Origin of the sequence: Parabacteroides chongii, assembly GCF_029581355.1 — a bacterium.
GTDB lineage: Bacteria > Bacteroidota > Bacteroidia > Bacteroidales > Tannerellaceae > Parabacteroides > Parabacteroides chongii.
On the sequence record NZ_CP120849.1, the window covers coordinates 2,222,800 to 2,241,310 of the forward strand.

Consider the following 18,511-nt stretch of genomic DNA (forward strand, 5'->3'; position numbering starts at 1 on the left):
TGATAGACCTGAAGATATGCGAACATTATATGTTAAAATGATTGTATGCCTGTTTGGTATACTTCTGTGTGTGCCTGCTGTGTATGCACAGACAATTGATACGACTGCTTATCACCAGCTGAAAGGTGTCGAAGTGGTGGAGAAGGCGCGTCCGTCCACTACCCGCGAAGCGGCTCCTTTGCAGGTGATGGATCGTGCCGGCATCGAACGGTTGGGGATACAGGACTTGTCGGAAGCGGTAAAACGTTTCTCCGGTGCTACCGTAAAGGATTACGGTGGGATAGGAGGACTGAAGACTGTTTCTGTGCGCAGCCTGGGTGCACAACATACAGCCGTCAGCTATGATGGCGTGACGATAACGGATGCCCAGAGCGGACAGGTCGATATCAGCCGCTTCTCACTGGATAATGTAGAAATGGTTTCACTTTCGATCGGACAGACCGACGATATTTTCCAGACAGCCCGGATGTATGCATCGGCGGGGGCGTTGAGTGTGAAGACTAGTTCTCCGGACTTTACATCTTCTCCTTTCCATTTGAAAGCTCAATTGAAAGCGGGGTCATTCGGTCTCGTGAATCCTTATTTACGTTATGAGCAGAAGTTCGGTAAAAAATGGTATGCCTCCTGGCATGGCGATTATTTGCGGGCTGATGGTAATTATCCGTTTACCTTAGTGAACGGTGACTTGGTAGAAAAGAAGAAAAGAAATAACAGTGATATCGAATCCTGGCGTACAGAACTTAATTTTGCAGGTGATTTGGGAAAAGCCGGTACGCTGTCGATGAAAGGATATTATTTTGATTCCCACAGAGGACTGCCAGGGTCTGTAATTCTCTACAATGATTATTCAGGTGAACGCTTGTGGGATCGGAATGCCTTTGCACAAGCTCGTTATGAGAATCGTATAACTGAAAAGTTCGCTTTGCAGGCACAGGCCAAATATAATTACTCCTGGATGCGCCATTTGGATGTTGATAATAAGTATGAGTCGGGAAGACAGGATGACCGGTATACACAAAAGGAATATTATCTTTCCGTATCCGGTTTATATTCGCTGACAGATCATCTTTCGTTTTCTTTGGCTGAAGATTATTTCATCAATACATTGGATAATACCATTCCGGAATGTCCTTTCCCAAAAAGATATACTTCTTTAACGGCTTTGGCCGCCCAATATAAAGATACAAGATTGACTGCTACAGCCAGTTTATTGGGAACTTATATAACCGAGAAAGTAGAAAGAGGCGACAAGCCGTCTGACCGTAAACGATTATCACCGGCAGTCAGTTTATCATGGAGGGTTATGCCTGAATATAATTTCCGTTTACGAGCTTCTTATAAAGATATATTCCGTGTTCCGACTTTTAATGACCTGTATTATCTGCGGATGGGAAATACCAATTTGAAACCGGAGCGTGCAACTCAATATAACCTGGGAATGACCTGGAGTGGTTCGTTACCTTTTATTAATTATCTGAATGCATTTGTGGATGGTTATTATAATCGTGTGAGTGATAAGATCGTTGCCATACCGACTATGTTCATCTGGAAAATGATGAATATGGGGGAAGTTTCAATCGGGGGAATTGATGTCAACTTGTCGGCAGAGGTTCCTTTATGGAAAAATATTTCTTTATCCGGACAAGCTTCTTATTCCTGGCAACATGCGATAGATATAACAGACGGGACTGAGAAGAATTATCGGGATCAAATACCTTATACTCCACGGCATTCAGGAAATGTATCTGTGGCATTCCAAATGCCCTGGGTCAATGTGTCTTATTTATTGACCGTGGTAGGAGACCGCTATGCAAGTCCCCAAAATATAGGAAGGAATCTGATAGATCGTTATGCGGAACAAACGATTTCGCTGAATCGATCGTTTACTTTTGCTTCCTGTTCTTTGCGGTTGCAGTTTGATATTATAAATGTCGGTAATATAAATTATGATGTGATAAAGTACTACCCCATGCCCGGACGTTCTTTCCGGGGAGGGCTTGTTTTTGTGTATTAAGAATAGATTTTGGTTAACAAACAATTAATGTAATTAGAAATGAAAAAGAATTTTTATTGGTTTGCCTGTCTTGCTTGTGCAGTGCTGGCTTTTTCTTCTTGTAGTGATGATGACGATAAGAATGGACCGGATGTAGAGATCCCGGAAGAAGTAACAGGTGTTTATATTCTGGACGGTGGTAGTTTTGGTGATAATAATACCGGAATTTCTTATTTGGACTCAGAAGGAAAGGTAACAGAAGATATTTTTAAGAAACAGAATAACCGTGCTTTGGGAGATATGGGACAACACATGATTAAATATGGTTCTAAACTATATGTATCGGTGTATGGTTCCAAGACTGTTGAAATATTGGATGCTGCCGATGCTACAAGCTTGAAGCAGTTGACTTTGACTGACGATCAGGGTGCAACACGTGCTCCACGTATGTTTGCTGCCTATAAAGACAAAGTGTATCTGACTACTTTTGACGGTTATGTAGCTAAAATAGATACTGCATCGATGGCTGTTGAAGGCTATGTGAAAGTAGGTCCTAATCCTGACGGCATAACGGTTGCCAATGGTCGTATCTATACGGCAGATACAGATGGAATGAACTGGCCGAGTCAAAGTACCAGTGTTTCTGTTATCGATATTAATAGCTTTAAATTCGAAAAAACAATTACAGTGTCATTGAACCCGAATTATATCTATTCAGATTCAGATGGTGATGTATATGTTATTTGTATGAGCGACTATTCAGATGATAAATCGTATATTGTGCAACGTATTGATGCTAAAACAGACGAAGTAAAGACTGTAGAAGGTATTAAGGCTTATAAAATGACTGTTGCGGATGATATCGCATATATCATGTTCAATGATTATTATGCAAATGAAGTGAAGTTTTATAAATACGACCTGAAAAACGAGAAGCTGTTGAGTGATAATTTTATCACAGATGGAACTGTAGTCAGCTCTCCTAATGGTATCGGTGTTGATCCCGTTACAGGTGATATCTATGTAGGGAAAAGCAATAAGAAGAACAATGGAGATGTTTATATCTTCTCTTCTGAAGGAAAGTTGAAGTCTCAGTTTGAAACGCTTCCTTATCCGTCAGAATTTGTATTTATGACTAATAAGTAAAAACACTTTGTGATTTGAAACAAATTTGTTTTTTCATAATATTTGTGCTTTGGGCTGTTTCGTGTACTCAGTCCAAAGTTCAGAACACTACCGGAAGTGATTTATTAAGTTCCGACACCATCCGTTACGCCCAAGGATTTACAGTTCAATATTTCGACGACTATACCTCCGTCGAAGTCCGTGATCCCTGGGACAGTACCCGTATCCTGCAACGGTACCTTTTGGTAGACCGTGAGCAGTCGGTACCGGGTAATCTGCCGAAAGGAACAGTGGTACGGACTCCTATTCGTAATATAGTTGTCTATACCTCCGTACATGCTGCTATTATCGATCAGCTGAATGAAGCTGATAAGGTGATCGGTGTATGCGAACCCCGATATATGGATACTCCTGCCATTCAGGAGGGTCTGCGTGCTGGACGGATTGCCGATCTGGGTGAAGCAACTTCGCCGAATATAGAAAAGATCATCGGTATAGGGGCGGAGATCATCATCGCTTCCCCCTTTCAGAATGCGGGATATGGCCCGGCTGAGAAACTGGGTATTCCCATTATTGAGGCAGCCGACTATATGGAGTCGTTGCCTCTGGGACGGACCGAATGGATACGTTTCTATGGCCTGTTGTTTGGAAAGAGTGCGATGGCAGACTCCATCTTCCGCGAAACGGAACAAAGCTACCTGGAACTGAAAGAGCTGGCAAAGACCGTGACCAACCGTCCGACCGTCATCTCCGAAAAGAAATTCGGCTCTTCCTGGTATATGCCTGCCGGTGATAGCTACATCGCCCATTTGTATGCCGATGCCGGTGCCGATTATATCTTTAAGGATCTTCCCGGAGCAGGCAGCACACCTCTGGCTTTTGAAACCGTGCTCGATAAAGCCATCCATGCCGATATATGGCTGATCAAATATAATCAGGCAAATGATATGACATACAAAGATCTGCGTACCGAGTATACTCCCTACGAGAACTTTGATGCCTTCAAGAATCGTCGGATCTATACCTGTAATACGGGCGTTGTTCCTTATTATGAGGAGTTTCCGATCCATCCGGATTATCTGTTGAAAGACCTGGTGTGGGTATTTCATCCTGAATTACTGCCCGGTTATACACCGCGTTATTACCGGAAGATGGAATAACGTAATTCTACCTAAAAGTTTTTCGGATTTATTTGTTATTTGCAATAATAACTTATAATATCCTGTTTATTAGAATATAACGCCATTGCAAATGCCTCTTTTATTTGCAATGGCGTTTGTCATTTGTCATATATACACAAAGTTTTCAAAAAGTATCTGCCATCTGTCACCTGTCGGTGTAACATTCATGTTATCAAACGATAAAGCGTTGCAGACGTTTCTTTTTATCTGCAACTTCATCTGTCATCTGTCACCTGTATCGTTACCTGCATAAGACTATGTATTAATAGCCATATAACTGCCTGTTAAGAAGGGAGATGCTAATACAAGAGTCCCGACCTGTTAAAATTACCCTGTACAGGGTAACCTGGTAGAGTGTACAGGCTGGTTTTGTACGGTGTGCAGGGTAATTTGCCAGGGTGTACAGGGTAGAAATAACAGCTCAAATCTTAACATTTAGTTCTTCCTGTCTTAATATATAAAAGCTGCTAGAGAGGGTGGGAGTGTGATTATCATAATCCAGGGTTAAAACCCCGGGCTAATTTGGGGTCAGGCTTACAGCCTTCAAGATTAATAAGAACCAGGTACGCGGATGACGCGGATTAGGTTCTTTTATTGCGACAAATAGATTCAAATTTGGCAAATATTGAACAAACTATGCCTATTCATCTATTAATTATGTATATTTGTGCAGTTACTAACATAAAACACTTAATTATGAAAGAATTAGATCAGAAAGCCATGGCAGAGAATGAAAGACAAGAGTTACAGGACCGGTATGTCCGCTTCGACTGGGCAATCAAGCGCTTGTTGCGCCAGAAGGCCAACTTCGGTGTGCTCAACGGTTTCCTGACCGTGATGTTGCGTGAGGAGGTTAATATTCTCGAAATCCTTGAAAGTGAAAGCAACCAGGAAAGTGCCGACGATAAATTCAACCGTGTCGACATCAAGGCCAGGAACAGCAAAGGCGAAATTATCATCGTCGAGATCCAAAACACCCGTGAGGTACATTATCTCGAACGCATCCTCTACGGAGTGGCCAAAGCCATCACCGAGCATATCTCGCTGGGCGAAGGCTATCAGAATGTAAAGAAAGTCTACTCCATCAGTATCCTTTATTTTGATCTGGGTGTGGGAACAGACTATATCTATCATGGTCAGAACCATTTCACCGGCGTACATACCGGCGACCGTCTGCGTATTAACACACGTGATCGCGATGCAGTCATTACTCGTCTGCCTGCGGAGATCTTTCCGGAGTACATTCTTATCCGCGTAAACGAGTTCGACAAAGTGGCCACCACGCCATTGGATGAATGGATCACCTATTTGAAAGACGGTACGATCCGTCCCGACACGACGGCGCCCGGTCTTCGTGAAGCCCGCGAGAAACTGAAATACTACTCCATGTCTTCGAGTGAGCGCCATGCGTATGACGAGCACCTGAATGCGATCATGATCCAAAACGACGTACTCGATACTGCCAAATGGGAAGGCCGTCTTGAAGGTCTTGCCGAAGGAAAAGCCGATGCTTTGCGTCAGACGGCAGTTAATATGAAACGTATGGGAATGCCGACAGCCGACATTGTAACCTGCACAGGGTTGTCGGTAGAGGAAATCGAGAAGTTATAGAAATAATTGAGCCTATCCGAACATAAACTATCAAAATAACAAAATCCCCGGTCTCAAGGAACTGAGCCGGGGATTTTCTGTAGTTTGGCATTTGAATTATAGGGAGTTGTTATTTTTGGTCCGTTATGCGTAGCCGTTCAGCATTCCGTAGAAATACATCGGCTTTAATATGTAAACTTTCAGTAACCAGGCTGCCCATTGTTCTTTTGATGTGTCCAACATCGTGAACGGGAATGAAGTTGCCGGTTTTTTATCATAATCGAACTCGCACAAAAGCACGTGTCCATAGTCTGTAACGATCGGGCAGGCTGCATATCCGTTGTATTTCTCAACAGGTTCTTTGCCTTCCATCAACGAGATCAGGTTCTTTGCAGCGATCGGCACTTGCATGCGTACGGCGGCAGATGTCTTACTGGTCGGTATGCCGGCAACATCTCCCAAAGAGACAATGTTCGGATACGTTTTATGTACCAGTGTCGTTTTATCGACCATCACCCAGGCTTCGGCAGCCAGCTTGCCTTCCGTCCATCCCAGTCCGGCTTCGCGAACGAAATCAGGAGCCGACATAGGAGGTGCGAAGTGGAAGAAATCGTAATCTTCTATGAAAGGAGTGATTACTTTTTCTTCTCCGACTGTTTCTACCTTTTCAAAATGTACTTGTTTGGCTGCTGTATCGACACCTTTTACACGCACATTGAGATTGATCGGAATATTGCGTTCCTTATAAATCTCCAGTAGACGGGGAGTATAGAAAGGAATATCATACAGCTCTTTGGATGCTGTGAAGTAATCCAGTTTAAGCTTATCCCGTGTACCCTGTTTGCGGCTGTAATCGTCTGTCAGCAAGCAAATCTTTTTCGGTGCCCCTCCGCATTTGTGTTTCGTGTATGTATCGGTGTAGATACCACGGCCACCTGTTTTAGAGAATTCCTGGAGCGCTTTCCAGGTTTTTTGTGCACCTTCGAAATCATATATACTGTGAGCGTTTCCCACTCCCAAAGTATCGTGTGTAATCCCTTCTACCTTTTCCCAGTTTGTCTGCACTCCCGGAGTCAGGACCAGAAAGTCGTAAGCGACCTTTCCGTTGTTGTTTGTTGTTACCAGGTTCATCACCGGGTCGACTGCTGCAACCGAATCTTTAATCCATTTTACTCCGTCAGGAATACAGTTCTCTTGTTTTTTCCAAACGTCGTCCGGTTGATAAACACCGGAAGCTATCAAAGTAAAACCAGGCTGGTAGAACTGTCGATCGCTTGGATCTATCAGTGTGATATCCGGCTTATCCAGCCAGTGCATCAAACGTGCAGCCATACTGAGCCCGGCTGCCCCTCCACCGATAACTACGATCTTTCCTTTTGCATTACTTGAGAATGCGTGAGCTTTTTGTGTACCCACAGCGGTTGTAATTCCCGCTGCTGTTAATATTTTGAGGAAATGGCGGCGACTGATTCCCTGCCTTTCCAATTCTTCCAGTTGTTCTTCCAGATCGTGTTTCATCATGCCTATAGAAATTAAGATTCAATTGCACCGGCAAAGGAAGTACATTTGGAAATAGATCAGCTAAAAAAGACTACTACACTACTTGCACAAATGATGTGTGTGGAGAAAAAGAGTACATCAGGACTTTCTCATGACTATTACAATAGAGGTTAAGTATTTGATATATACGTTCTTGTGAAAATATCAATTCTAGAAAATACTTTTTAGTAATTCATGAGGAAATCGATCAGATTTGTATCGCTGTCAAGGGACAGGCGCTTTCTTAAACGGTACCGTCGTAATTCTATCGCACGTACTGATACGTTTAACAGGGATGCGATTTCTTTTGTGGAGAGATTCATACGGAGCAGGCAACATATACGTAAGTCTCCGCTCGTTATATCGGAATATTGCTGGCGCAGCCGGTCGATGAAATTCTGATGTGCGCTGTTGAAATGTGTTTCGAACAGTACCCAGTCTGCCTGGTCGTTCAGCGATTCTTCCATCAGGTTTTTCATACGGTTGTAGAGTTTGTTCGGATAACGGTCACCGAGTGTTTCTTTCTGCTGTTCCAGTTCGTTCAGCAGTTTCTGTACGGCCTGGTTTCTTTTTACCAGCGCGGAGGTCTGTAAGGTGAGTTCGTTATTCTTGTTTTGCAGTTCAGCTTCCAGCATCCTGCTTTTCATCTGCTGGATCTTCTGTTCTTCCGCCTGCCGTTTGGCTTCCTGCTTGCTCTTCTCTTCCCGTTGCAGGTTTTTCAGATGATAACTGAGTGTATATTTACCGATCAAAGCGATGGATATGATATAAAGAAGCCATGCCCATATCGTATTATACCAGGGAGGACGGACAGTGATCGGGACGGATATCTCCAGATACGGCCCTTTTACCACATATTTGCGGATTTTGAGAATGTATTTTCCCTCCGGCAATTGCAGGAAAGATATCTCCCCGCCTTTTTGCCAGGGTGACCAGGTGGATGAAACACCTTCTATCATGTAACTGATCTGATGGTTCGGAGTGAAGATCGTACTTCCGACATAGATGGAAAATTCCTGGAAATTGTAAGGAAGGGATATCTTCTCCGTATTGACAGGCAGGTGGTGTACGCCGTGTTTGTCGATGTATTTTATTTCAGAGATCTGCAGAGGCGTACCGGGTCCCAGGCTGCCTTCTATCAGCTCACGTATATTGACCAGCAGGATGCCCTGCATGGCTGATATCAGATGAAGTGAATCATTCAAAGGATATATCTTCCGGTCCCTGCTCACCATGTTCATGTTGTAATTGTTGAGCAGCAGACGGCATTTCAATGTCCCTTTTCCCGCGTCGTTATGGAAAAGGCCGGCTTCGTTTTTGAAACAGAGCCAGTACATATTTTCGCCGATCGGATAGATTTGTTCCGCATCGGCAAACTCTCCTAACGATTCAGGGTCATTGAACACGTTCCCTACGCGGAGCGAGTCGAATACGCTGTTCTGCGGTAAGAGATGGAACGTTTCTTTCTTGATGTCGACCGGCTCAAAATTATCGCCGCCGCTTAATGTCCTTTTGAAATATCCTACATTGGTCTGGATATATAATGTGTCATTGAATAATGTGGCGTTTTTCAGTTTCCCTATCTGGCTGCGTTTGCCCAGCATAACGACAGGAGGTTCGAATGTTATTTGAGAGATGCCGTTATCGAAAGCGATCCATATCTGTTGCGCATCCTGGATACAGATGGCGCGCACGATGTTGTCGGGCAATGACTGGTCGTGGGTTGACAGATGTCGTAAAATGGTTCCGTCGGGACTGGTAATATATAACCCGTTATTGGTCGTACCGATGAAGTACAGGTCGTTTATCGTGGTAAAGACGGAAGGCTGGGCATGCAATATCTCGTCAGGGAGAATGAACGGGATAGAGACAGGAGGTTCTTTGAATTTGACTTCTGCCGGTATTTTGGAAAGTTTCTGGTAACGCATCACCCCGAGGTGATCGCGGGTCCATCCGCCGAAAGAGCTTTCGCTGATCGTGTAGATCGTATCATTGAGGAATGTAACGCCGTTTATAATGGATTTGTCGGGAGTTTCGTAATGCTTCCAGGTATTCCCGTCGAATGTAAGCAGCCCGGAATTGTTGGCTACGTAGAGTACACCGTCGGATGCGACGGATAATCCCCAGTTCTGACAACTGGCTTTATAATCGTCTACCGTAAAGTTTTTAATGAATAAATTAGGGACGGCTACCGAGGCATGCACAACGAAGAATGTCAGCATGAATGTCAGGAACAATATCGGTAGTCTGTACATAGGCACGAATTAAAATTAAACATGTAGAGACAGGGTAAATCCCTGTCTCTACAGTATTATGACCACAAATATACTAAAAATATTTGCTTATTTGTAATCCTGCCAATCTTTGATTTGGATATCTTTCACATCCATCGTGCAGAATGCTTCGATAAATGCGCTTGCCAGACGTGCGTTGGTAATCAATGGAATATTATGGTCGATAGCAGCACGGCGGATCTTGTAACCGTTGGTCAGCTCGCGTTTGCTATGGTCTTTCGGGATATTTACAACCAGTTCGAATGTGTGGTTGCTGAACATATCCATGATATTCAAGTCTCCCTGCTCATCCGGCCAGCATACGGCTGTCGCTTCGATACCGTTGTCGTTCAGGAATTTAGCAGTACCTGCAGTACCGAAAATCTTGTATCCCTTAGAGCTCAGCATGCGGCAAGGTTCCAGCAGGTCTACTTTACTCTTGGCTGCACCTGAAGAAACCAGGACATTCTTTTTAGGAATGTTGTTACCTACGGCGATCATGGCAGACAGCAATGCTTCGTTGAAGTCGTCGCCGATACAACCTACTTCACCGGTAGAACTCATATCCACACCCAGTACAGGGTCTGCCTTATGCAGACGGGCGAATGAGAACTGAGAAGCCTTTACACCGATCCAATCGATATCGAAAGCGCTCTTGTCCGGTTTTGTATAAGGAGCGTCCAGCATGATGCGGGTGGCAGTTTCGATGAAGTTGCGTTTCAGTACTTTTGAAACGAACGGGAAACTACGTGATGCACGCAGGTTACATTCGATTACCTTCACGTCGTTGTTCTTAGCCAGGAACTGGATATTGAACGGTCCGCTGATGTTCAACTCCTTGGCGATCATCTTGCTAACCTTCTTGATGCGGCGTGCTGTTTCGAAGTAAATCTTCTGAGCCGGGAATACCAGTGTAGCGTCACCGGAGTGAACACCGGCAAACTCGATATGTTCGGAGATAGCGTATTCAACCACTTCGCCGTTCATCGCCACTGCGTCGAACTCTACTTCTTTGGCTCCCTGCAGGAACTCGGATACAACCACCGGATATTCTTTAGATACCTTAGCAGCCAGATCCAGGAATTCGATCATCTGTTCCTTGTTGTGGCAAACGTTCATGGCAGCACCTGAAAGTACATAAGAAGGACGGATCAGGATCGGGAAGCCTACCTTTTCGATGAAGCCGTCGATCTCTTCCATACTGGTCAGCTCTGCCCATGCCGGCTGGTCGATACCCAGTGTATCCAACATGGCTGAGAATTTATGGCGGTTTTCAGCGCGGTCGATAGACAGCGGAGAAGTACCCAGTACCGGCACATTCTGACGATACAGCTTCATTGCCAGGTTGTTCGGGATCTGTCCGCCTACGGATACGATCACACCCTTCGGCATTTCCAGGTCCATTACGTCGAGTACACGTTCGAAAGAAAGTTCGTCGAAGTACAGACGGTCGCACATATCGTAGTCGGTAGAAACCGTTTCCGGGTTGTAGTTGATCATGATCGACTTGTAACCCAGCTTACGTGCAGTCTGTGCAGCGTTCACCGAACACCAGTCGAACTCTACGGATGAACCGATGCGGTAAGCACCTGAACCCAGGATCACCACGCTCTTGTCGTTCTTGTAATAAGGGATATCATGTTCGCTACCGTCGTATGTCATATACAGGTAGTTAGTCAGTTCCGGATGTTCCGAAGCGATCGTGTTGATACGTTTTACGCTCGGCAGGACACCCAGTTTCTTACGCAGGTTACGTACACGGATGTTTTCTTTTTCCATGTTGCCTTCCGGATTTTCTACATAACGTGCAATCTGGAAGTCGGAGAAGCCCAGTCGTTTAGCTTCTTTCAGAACATCTTCGGGCAGATCTTCGATTTTGTTGTATTGAGATAATACTTTCGTATAATCTACGATGTTTTTCAAACCGTTCAGGAACCACGGAGTGATCTTTGACAGTTCGTGGATACGTTCAACTGTGTAACCTTCTTCCAATGCTTTTGCAACGGCGAAGATACGCAGGTCGGTCGGGTTGGCCAGTGCATCGTCCAGGTTGTCGAATTCCAGGTCGTTGTTTCCAACGAAACCGTGCATACCCTGTCCGATCATACGCAGACCTTTCTGCATAATCTCTTCGAAGCTCTTACCGATCGACATGATCTCGCCGACAGACTTCATGCTTGAACCGATCAGGCGGCTTACACCAACGAACTTGGTCAAGTCCCAACGCGGGATCTTCACGATCATATAGTCTACTTCCGGAGCTTTATAAGCAGAGTTCGGAGTACCCATTTCGCCGATTTCATCGAGGCTATAGCCTAATGCCAGCTTGGCAGCAACGAATGCCAGGGGATAACCGCTTGCTTTGGAAGCCAGTGCGGAAGAACGGCTCAGGCGGGCGTTTACTTCGATCACACGGTAGTCGCAAGTGTCGGAATTGAATGCATATTGGATGTTACATTCGCCCACGATACCCAGGTGGCGGATTGTCTTGGTCGACAGTTCTTTCAGCAGATCCAGTTCCTTGTCTGTCAGAGAGCAGGTAGGAGCCACTACGATACTTTCACCGGTATGTACGCCCAGCGGGTCTACATTTTCCATGCTTACCACCGTGAAGCAATGGTCGTTCTTATCGCGGATTACTTCGAATTCAATTTCTTTCCAGCCTTTCAATGATTCTTCTACCAGGATCTGTGAAGAATAAGCGAAAGCGCTTTCAGCCAGCGTGCGCAGCTCTGCTTCGTCTTTGCAGATACCGCTACCCATACCTCCCAGGGCATAAGCAGAACGGATCATTACCGGGAAACCGATCTTGTAGGCAGCTTTCACTGCATCTTCCATCGTTTCAACAGCCTGGCTTATCGGAGTTTTTACGTCGATTTCATTCAGTTTCTTTACAAACAGGTCGCGGTCCTCTGTATACATGATAGCTTCAACAGAAGTACCCAGTACCTTTACACCATATTTGGCGAGTGTGCCGCTGGTGTATAGCTGAGTTCCGCAGTTCAGGGCAGTCTGGCCACCAAAAGCCAGCAGGATTCCGTCCGGTTGTTCTTTTTTGATTACTTCTTCAACAAAATACGGAGTGATAGGCAGGAAGTACACCTTGTCTGCTACCCCTTCGGATGTTTGAATAGTTGCAATGTTCGGATTCAGCAATACGGTACTGATACCTTCTTCTTTCAGTGCCTTTAATGCTTGTGAACCAGAGTAGTCAAACTCTCCGGCCTGTCCGATCTTCAGGGCACCCGAGCCCAGAACAATCACCTTTTTGATTCCAATTTTCGACATAGTAATTGGGTTGTTTTGTTTATTAATTGATTTTATAGAATGTTATACCTTAACTGATCGCCGCTGCGGGACACAAAAAAAATGCGTTAGTAAAAATAACCAACGCATCTTATATTACCAAATGATAATCCCGTAAATTAAAGAAATGAGCTTCAATGTCCGGCGTTAAACCGGAAATAAACATCGGATTACACTTATGTATCTTATTCGTCATGAAACTCTTCCTTGCAAAATTTCGGCAAAGATAGGGGATATAATTTAATTGTGCAATAAAAATGAAGGAATCATGGCTTTAAAATGACTGCATTTGAAGAAGCTGATAGGCCTCTTCTTTCATTCGCTTGATTGTATCACTGTTCACTGCCGGTTTCTTTGTCAGTACGGAATGAGCTGCCAGCCGTAATTTCTCCGGATGGTAGTAGTCTGTTTCTGCATACAGTTTGGTCAGCCGATAATATGTTTCGATTTGTTCCGGTAAGATATGCAGGCATTTCAACAGATATTTCTCCGCCTGTTTGTAAAGTCCGAGTTGCTGGTGGCTTTCTGCCAGGATATAATAAAATTCAGGATCGGCACTTAGCCGGATCGCCCGGCGGCTCCAGACGATAGCGTCGGAATATTGTCCGCATCGCATAAAGCACCTGGATCCTTCCTGCAGGAAGGCAACCTGATGGGAGAGACGGGGGTACAGGCATAGGTATCCTTGTGCCGCTATCTTTTGCTCATCTTTTTGTCCCAGTGCCCGTACTATTTTCCATTCTTTGTATGGTTCGTAATAGCCCCGCTGTCCGAAGAACAGGATGCAGGCAACTAATGCAGCAAGCGTCCCGATATGCGGGCAGTTTTTGGGTGAAGACTTTTCTGCCTGTTCAGGGCGCGTGACACACATGGCTGAAAAGAAAATGAGCAATACCCAGAATGACGGTAGTTGCAGCGGATACGAATACATGGAGAAGAGCAGCAGCGCCAGCATTCCTCCGGTAGAGCCTACCTGTTTGTTCTTTAATCCGTAATACAGGCAGAAGCCTATCCAAAGAGCGAAAAGGAGTAACCCGATCACTCCCAGTTCAAGTCCCAGTTGTAAATAGTCATTATAGGCGAATTTAGGGCAACCGGCAACCGTCAGTTCTGTTTCGGATGCTTTTCCCGATGTGAAATATTCGGCTTGTGTCTGAGCGAATAATGCAGGAAAGCCTCCCAGCCCCGTACCTGTAAGAGGTTGGTTCAGAATGGCCTTGGTCGTTACGTTCCACATCAGCATCCGGTTGGCGGATTGGTCCGGATGGAAGATACCGCCCAGTGTAGGGAGGAAAGAAATAACCAGAAACAGGATGACACCTCCGAGAATTACGGTCTTGTTGTGTCTGATCACTCTCTTTTTCAATAAGGCCCATCCGGATTTCCGAAGGAAGAAAACCCAGCAACAGGAAGCTCCGGCAGCCAGCCATGCCGGTCGGCTGGCACCTCCGGGGAGTGCGATCAGAATAACTCCTATGGCAAAGACTGCCAGATAGAACACCATGGTTCTAAATTCCCACCAGGCTATCTTGTCGCAGTCACGGAATCGCAACGCCAGGTTGAGGCAGACAGGAAGGATGATCGCCAGATATCCGGAGAAAGGTGTCGGATTGAAAATAAGTCCGTCCGCCTTGAGAAGCGGGTGGGCTGTGGAGTCCGACCCGTATAAATGCCCCATTCCCCACATGGCTTCAAATATGCCCGTACATATAAGTATAGACATAAAAAAAAGCCTGAGTTCGGAATGGTTCTGCAGAATGGCACGCAGCATGAACCATAAAGTGCCCAATTGTCCGGCAAAGAGGAGTCTTTCCGGTTGAGGATTCAGTTCGCGGTCATAATTGAACAAAGTTAGTCCGATAAAAAGCAATAAAAGGCCGTCGGGTAATGAAAAAGTAAAATTACTTTTTTTTACGGTGGTTTCCATAAACAGGACACTGAATGCTAGTAATAAAATAGAGAAATGAAACCAAAAAATCTTTCCGGTAATGGTTCCTTCTGCAATTTCCGGATTGGCAGCAAACACGATGCATAATAGTAACGCCCCACTCGTAGAGAGGGATAATAGTCGTAGATACTTAAATAAAACTTTCATCTTTAATTTATTTTAGGGTGATATCGGACTCTTCATCGTGGACTTTTCAGCTCCTGCATAAAACATTTAAGAGATAAGAAGGGTTTGGATAATTAACAAATCGTCCAGGATTATCACAAAATTAGGAAAGAAAAACAGTTATTGACGGTTAATTCTTTACAAGATGGTCATTTCTTTAAGGTGAAGATTGGCAGGTATATGAAGATACCCAGGATGGACATAGTCAGCCCTCCGATAGTGCCGGCTGCCAGTGGAAACCAGAACGCTTCTTTATCGGGACCTAGCATAAACGGGATGAATCCCAGTATAGTGGAAATTACAGTAAGGAAAATGGGTGTTATTTTTGCATTCCATGCTTTCAGGTAAATTCTCCATGCCGGCATTTTAGGTTTGGCTTCGCGCAACTGGTTGAATTCGTTTAAGATGTAGATACTGGCATTGACCGTGATACCGCATAACAGGACGAACGAGGCAAAGCCTCCCTGGTCGAAATTGAGTTTGAACCAGTAGAATGTCAGGAACACGCCGATATAGGAGATCGGGATCACGAAGATAACCGCCAATGGCTGTTTCAACGAGTTGAACAGGATACTGGTGGTAAAGAAAATGATCACGATAATCAGTAGTAACAACAGGTATTGTTTATTGTCTTTCGTGTTCCAGCTCCAGTAGTAACTGTCCGCTTTGGCTGTATATCCCATGGGGAGCTGGGCATTGAACTCTTTCAGTTCACGGTCCCGGATTTTGTTCCCCTGGTTGGACGCTCCGATATATTCATATTGGAGACACAGGCGGTATTGTTGGTTCACTTTGGCTACTTTCTGAGGCATCTGGCCTTTCTCGACGGTAGCCAGTTCTGACAGTTTATAAGGTTTGCCTTTAACGGTTTGGGGTACATACTGCATGCTCCAGACATCATAGTCTGTGGCTTGCCGCGAACTGAGTTTCAATTTCTCCGTTTCATTGTCGACAACGATCGTACCACTGTAGATATCTTTTCCGAATACCGGATTGATAGAAGCGAACAATTCGATCGGCAGGATGTTTTCCTGTGCCATCCGTGCTTTGTTCAGATTGAAGTAAAACTCCTGATAATCGTCTTTCCACCACGAAAATTCGGAATTGATAAGTACTTCCTTGATGCGCCGGTAGGTGAGGAGCCGTCCTTTCAGACGTTCCGCCCATTCGTACAATTCGTCATAGTTGTATCCGTACATTTCAATACGGAATGAACCGGCACCTTCCCTTACGTCATTACTGAATCCCTGGTCCTGAAGGCCGTATACTCCCCAGCTGCCGCCTCCCAGTTCCAACGCTTTACTGATGATCTTGCTTTTCAGCGTATAGGGGAAGCCGCTTCGTTCCGCCGCTTTGGTGAAATAGATGCGTATACCGGCCTGGCGCGCACTGTATATACTTGTCTGGAACTGACGGATATCCTTAAAAGTGCTCAGATAGGCTTCCATGCGTCCCATTAGTTGATTCATCTGCTCCAATGTTGTCCCGTTCGGCATGGAGGCGGTGACTGAAAGGACCGTCTCGTCGTTTCGGGTAAAATAGCTGCCATTGTACACTTTTTGTACAAACAGGCGCAATGTCCCTCCTAATGCCTTGTCGATGACCGGTTTTACTTTTTCTTTATAAGTATCACCGGAAACGAACTTGTTATATTTTTCTACGAGTAAAGAGTCTGTGGCTGTATATACTTTCTCTTTATCATCCATCTCGATCTTTTCCGGCAACAGGAAGACCGGCAGTCCGAAAGCCAGCACCAACACGACGCATGCCGTCTTTTTCCATCGGCAGAGGAAACTGATCTGTGCCTTATAGTACCGGTTGAAATAAACCGGGAACCGTCTGATCGCTCTGTTGCCCCATTTCCGGAATCGGGCAAAGCGAATTGTCCGGGCTTCAGCCGGCAAAGCGGCTTTTGGCTTTGCACTTTTCTTCTTTCCCAACCCTAGTTTCTCGATCAGGGCCGGCACAAAGAACAAGGCGATGGCCAGTGATACCGCCAGATTGATGATCACTACGGCAGCGAAATCCTGCAGGTTCAAACGTATCTTTTCATCGAGGAAGAAGATGATGACCAGTGCTCCGATAGTCGTTAATGTGGCGGTCAGGATGGAAAGGAACGCTTTCCGGTTGTGGCGGTTACGTATATGGTCGGTCATCACGATCGTATTGTCGATCACCAGGCTCAGCGAGATCGTGACACCCGCCAGCGAATAAAGCTGCATCTCCAGTCCGGCGAGATAGAAGAAGATAACGGCGATACACAGATTCACACTCAGGCTGACAACGATCAGAAACAGATAACGTACATTCCGGGTGATCAGTAAAACAAACAGCAACAGGATCAGGATGGTAAGTCCGGTACGTATATATATCTTGTTCAGCTCCTCCCGGATAAACTCCGTCGCATCATAACTGGTGTGTATCTCATATCCTTGCGGTAATAACTGGCGGATATGCTCCATCTCCTGTTTCACCTGCTTGGCAAGTTCCAGCTGGTTCGCGGTCTCTTCCGCCCGGATAGACAGATAGATGGAGTTCAGCCCGTTGATGCGGTAATAACTTTGAGGAGCTTCTTCCTGTCGGGTCACTTTCAGCAACTGGTCCAGGCGGATCAGTTTTCCTTCTTTTCCGGTCACGGTGATACGGGAAGCGTTGAAGCCATTCTGCACATCCTCCGGTATCAGGGCAAGGCGTATCCATTCTTCCTGCTCATTCATATTCATGTTTCCCGTCCCCAGGAACTCCTTCTGATAGTATTGGTTGATGGCCGTCTGAATGTCCCTGGTGGTGATACCGAGCGAGACGAGTTGCCGGCTATCGTATTCCAGCCGCCACTCCATAGGTGTCGCTCCACGCACGTCGATCCGGTAGATACCCGGGATACCGGCAAGCCGCGGCTTGATCTGATCCTCGGCAAACCGCTGGATAAAGATCGGAGTTGCCGCCGCATTCAGCGTATAGGTCATGAATGGTCCCGATTCTTTATCATCCGGACGGCTCATCTCCAGTATCGGATAGCTTAATCCGTCGGGCAGGCTGGGCCAGGTCTGGCGGACGATCGTGGATGCTTCGAAACGGGCTGCATCGATATTCGTATGTTTGTCCAGCTCCAGTGTTATATATCCCGAGCCGTTGGCAGAGGTGGAGTTGATCTCCTTGATCCCTTTGATGCGTGCCAGCATCGATTCCAGCCGCGAGGTCACTTCCATCTCGATCACGCGTGCCGAGTTACCGGGCATGCTGTAGCTGATAGTCAGCCGGGGCAATGTGCGTGAGGGAGACAGCTTGATCGGCAGGAGGGGAATGAAAGCCAGCCCTGTCAGCGCCACGCAAAGAAAGGTGACGATGATCGTAAAGGATGATATCTTAGGAGATGCACTCATTGAATCTG

General features: G+C 45.6%; 9 protein-coding genes. 4 read left to right on the forward strand and 5 right to left on the reverse strand.

Translation table 11 applies throughout. From position 1 onward, the window contains the following. Positions 1-16 precede the first annotated feature (16 nt). The 4 genes from P3L47_RS08330 (at position 17) to P3L47_RS08345 (ending at position 5,910) form a co-directional block, all read left to right on the forward strand. Entirely contained in the window at positions 17-2,014 is a 1,998-nt protein-coding gene (locus P3L47_RS08330) for a TonB-dependent receptor plug domain-containing protein (RefSeq protein ID WP_277783302.1), read from the forward strand. Between the two features lie 39 nt (positions 2,015-2,053). Beyond that, positions 2,054-3,139 carry a DUF5074 domain-containing protein gene (locus P3L47_RS08335; RefSeq protein ID WP_122363697.1) on the forward strand — a complete coding sequence of 362 codons (1,086 nt, stop codon included), beginning with the start codon at positions 2,054-2,056 and terminating at the stop codon, positions 3,137-3,139. Positions 3,140-3,153: 14 nt separating this feature from the next. Further along, positions 3,154-4,278 carry an ABC transporter substrate-binding protein gene (locus P3L47_RS08340; RefSeq protein WP_277783303.1) on the forward strand — a complete coding sequence of 375 codons (1,125 nt, stop codon included), beginning with the start codon at positions 3,154-3,156 and terminating at the stop codon, positions 4,276-4,278. Positions 4,279-4,995: 717 nt separating this feature from the next. Then, entirely contained in the window at positions 4,996-5,910 is a 915-nt protein-coding gene (locus tag P3L47_RS08345) for an Rpn family recombination-promoting nuclease/putative transposase (RefSeq protein WP_277783304.1), read from the forward strand. A gap of 123 nt (positions 5,911-6,033) precedes the next feature. On the opposite strand, the gene P3L47_RS08350 is transcribed toward P3L47_RS08345, so the two are convergent. The 5 genes from P3L47_RS08350 to P3L47_RS08370 form a co-directional block, all read right to left on the reverse strand. Next, on the reverse strand, positions 6,034-7,410 hold the full coding sequence (locus P3L47_RS08350) for an NAD(P)/FAD-dependent oxidoreductase (protein ID WP_122363111.1): 1,377 nt from the start codon (positions 7,408-7,410) through the stop codon (positions 6,034-6,036). 203 nt (positions 7,411-7,613) lie between these two features. Beyond that, a complete protein-coding gene (locus P3L47_RS08355; protein WP_277783305.1) occupies positions 7,614-9,683 on the reverse strand; it encodes a ligand-binding sensor domain-containing protein in 2,070 nt (689 codons plus the stop codon). Between the two features lie 87 nt (positions 9,684-9,770). Continuing rightward, positions 9,771-12,989 (reverse strand): carbamoyl-phosphate synthase (glutamine-hydrolyzing) large subunit, encoded by a 3,219-nt coding sequence (gene carB / locus P3L47_RS08360; protein ID WP_122363113.1) that lies wholly within the window; start codon positions 12,987-12,989, stop codon positions 9,771-9,773. A 292-nt stretch (positions 12,990-13,281) separates the two neighbouring features. Further along, positions 13,282-15,102 (reverse strand): O-antigen ligase family protein, encoded by a 1,821-nt coding sequence (locus P3L47_RS08365; RefSeq protein ID WP_277783306.1) that lies wholly within the window; start codon positions 15,100-15,102, stop codon positions 13,282-13,284. 167 nt (positions 15,103-15,269) lie between these two features. Continuing rightward, on the reverse strand, positions 15,270-18,503 hold the full coding sequence (locus P3L47_RS08370) for an efflux RND transporter permease subunit (protein ID WP_277783307.1): 3,234 nt from the start codon (positions 18,501-18,503) through the stop codon (positions 15,270-15,272). Between the last annotated feature and the right edge of the window lie 8 nt (positions 18,504-18,511).

Coding starts and splice junctions, on each gene's coding strand:
- carB (WP_122363113.1), bottom strand. CDS start 12,989: ATGTCGAAAATTGGAATCAAAAAGGTGATTGTTCTGGGCTCGGGTGCC.
- P3L47_RS08335 (WP_122363697.1), top strand. CDS start 2,054: ATGAAAAAGAATTTTTATTGGTTTGCCTGTCTTGCTTGTGCAGTGCTG.
- P3L47_RS08355 (WP_277783305.1), bottom strand. CDS start 9,683: ATGTACAGACTACCGATATTGTTCCTGACATTCATGCTGACATTCTTC.
- P3L47_RS08370 (WP_277783307.1), bottom strand. CDS start 18,503: ATGAGTGCATCTCCTAAGATATCATCCTTTACGATCATCGTCACCTTT.
- P3L47_RS08345 (WP_277783304.1), top strand. CDS start 4,996: ATGAAAGAATTAGATCAGAAAGCCATGGCAGAGAATGAAAGACAAGAG.
- P3L47_RS08330 (WP_277783302.1), top strand. CDS start 17: ATGCGAACATTATATGTTAAAATGATTGTATGCCTGTTTGGTATACTT.
- P3L47_RS08350 (WP_122363111.1), bottom strand. CDS start 7,410: ATGATGAAACACGATCTGGAAGAACAACTGGAAGAATTGGAAAGGCAG.
- P3L47_RS08365 (WP_277783306.1), bottom strand. CDS start 15,102: ATGAAAGTTTTATTTAAGTATCTACGACTATTATCCCTCTCTACGAGT.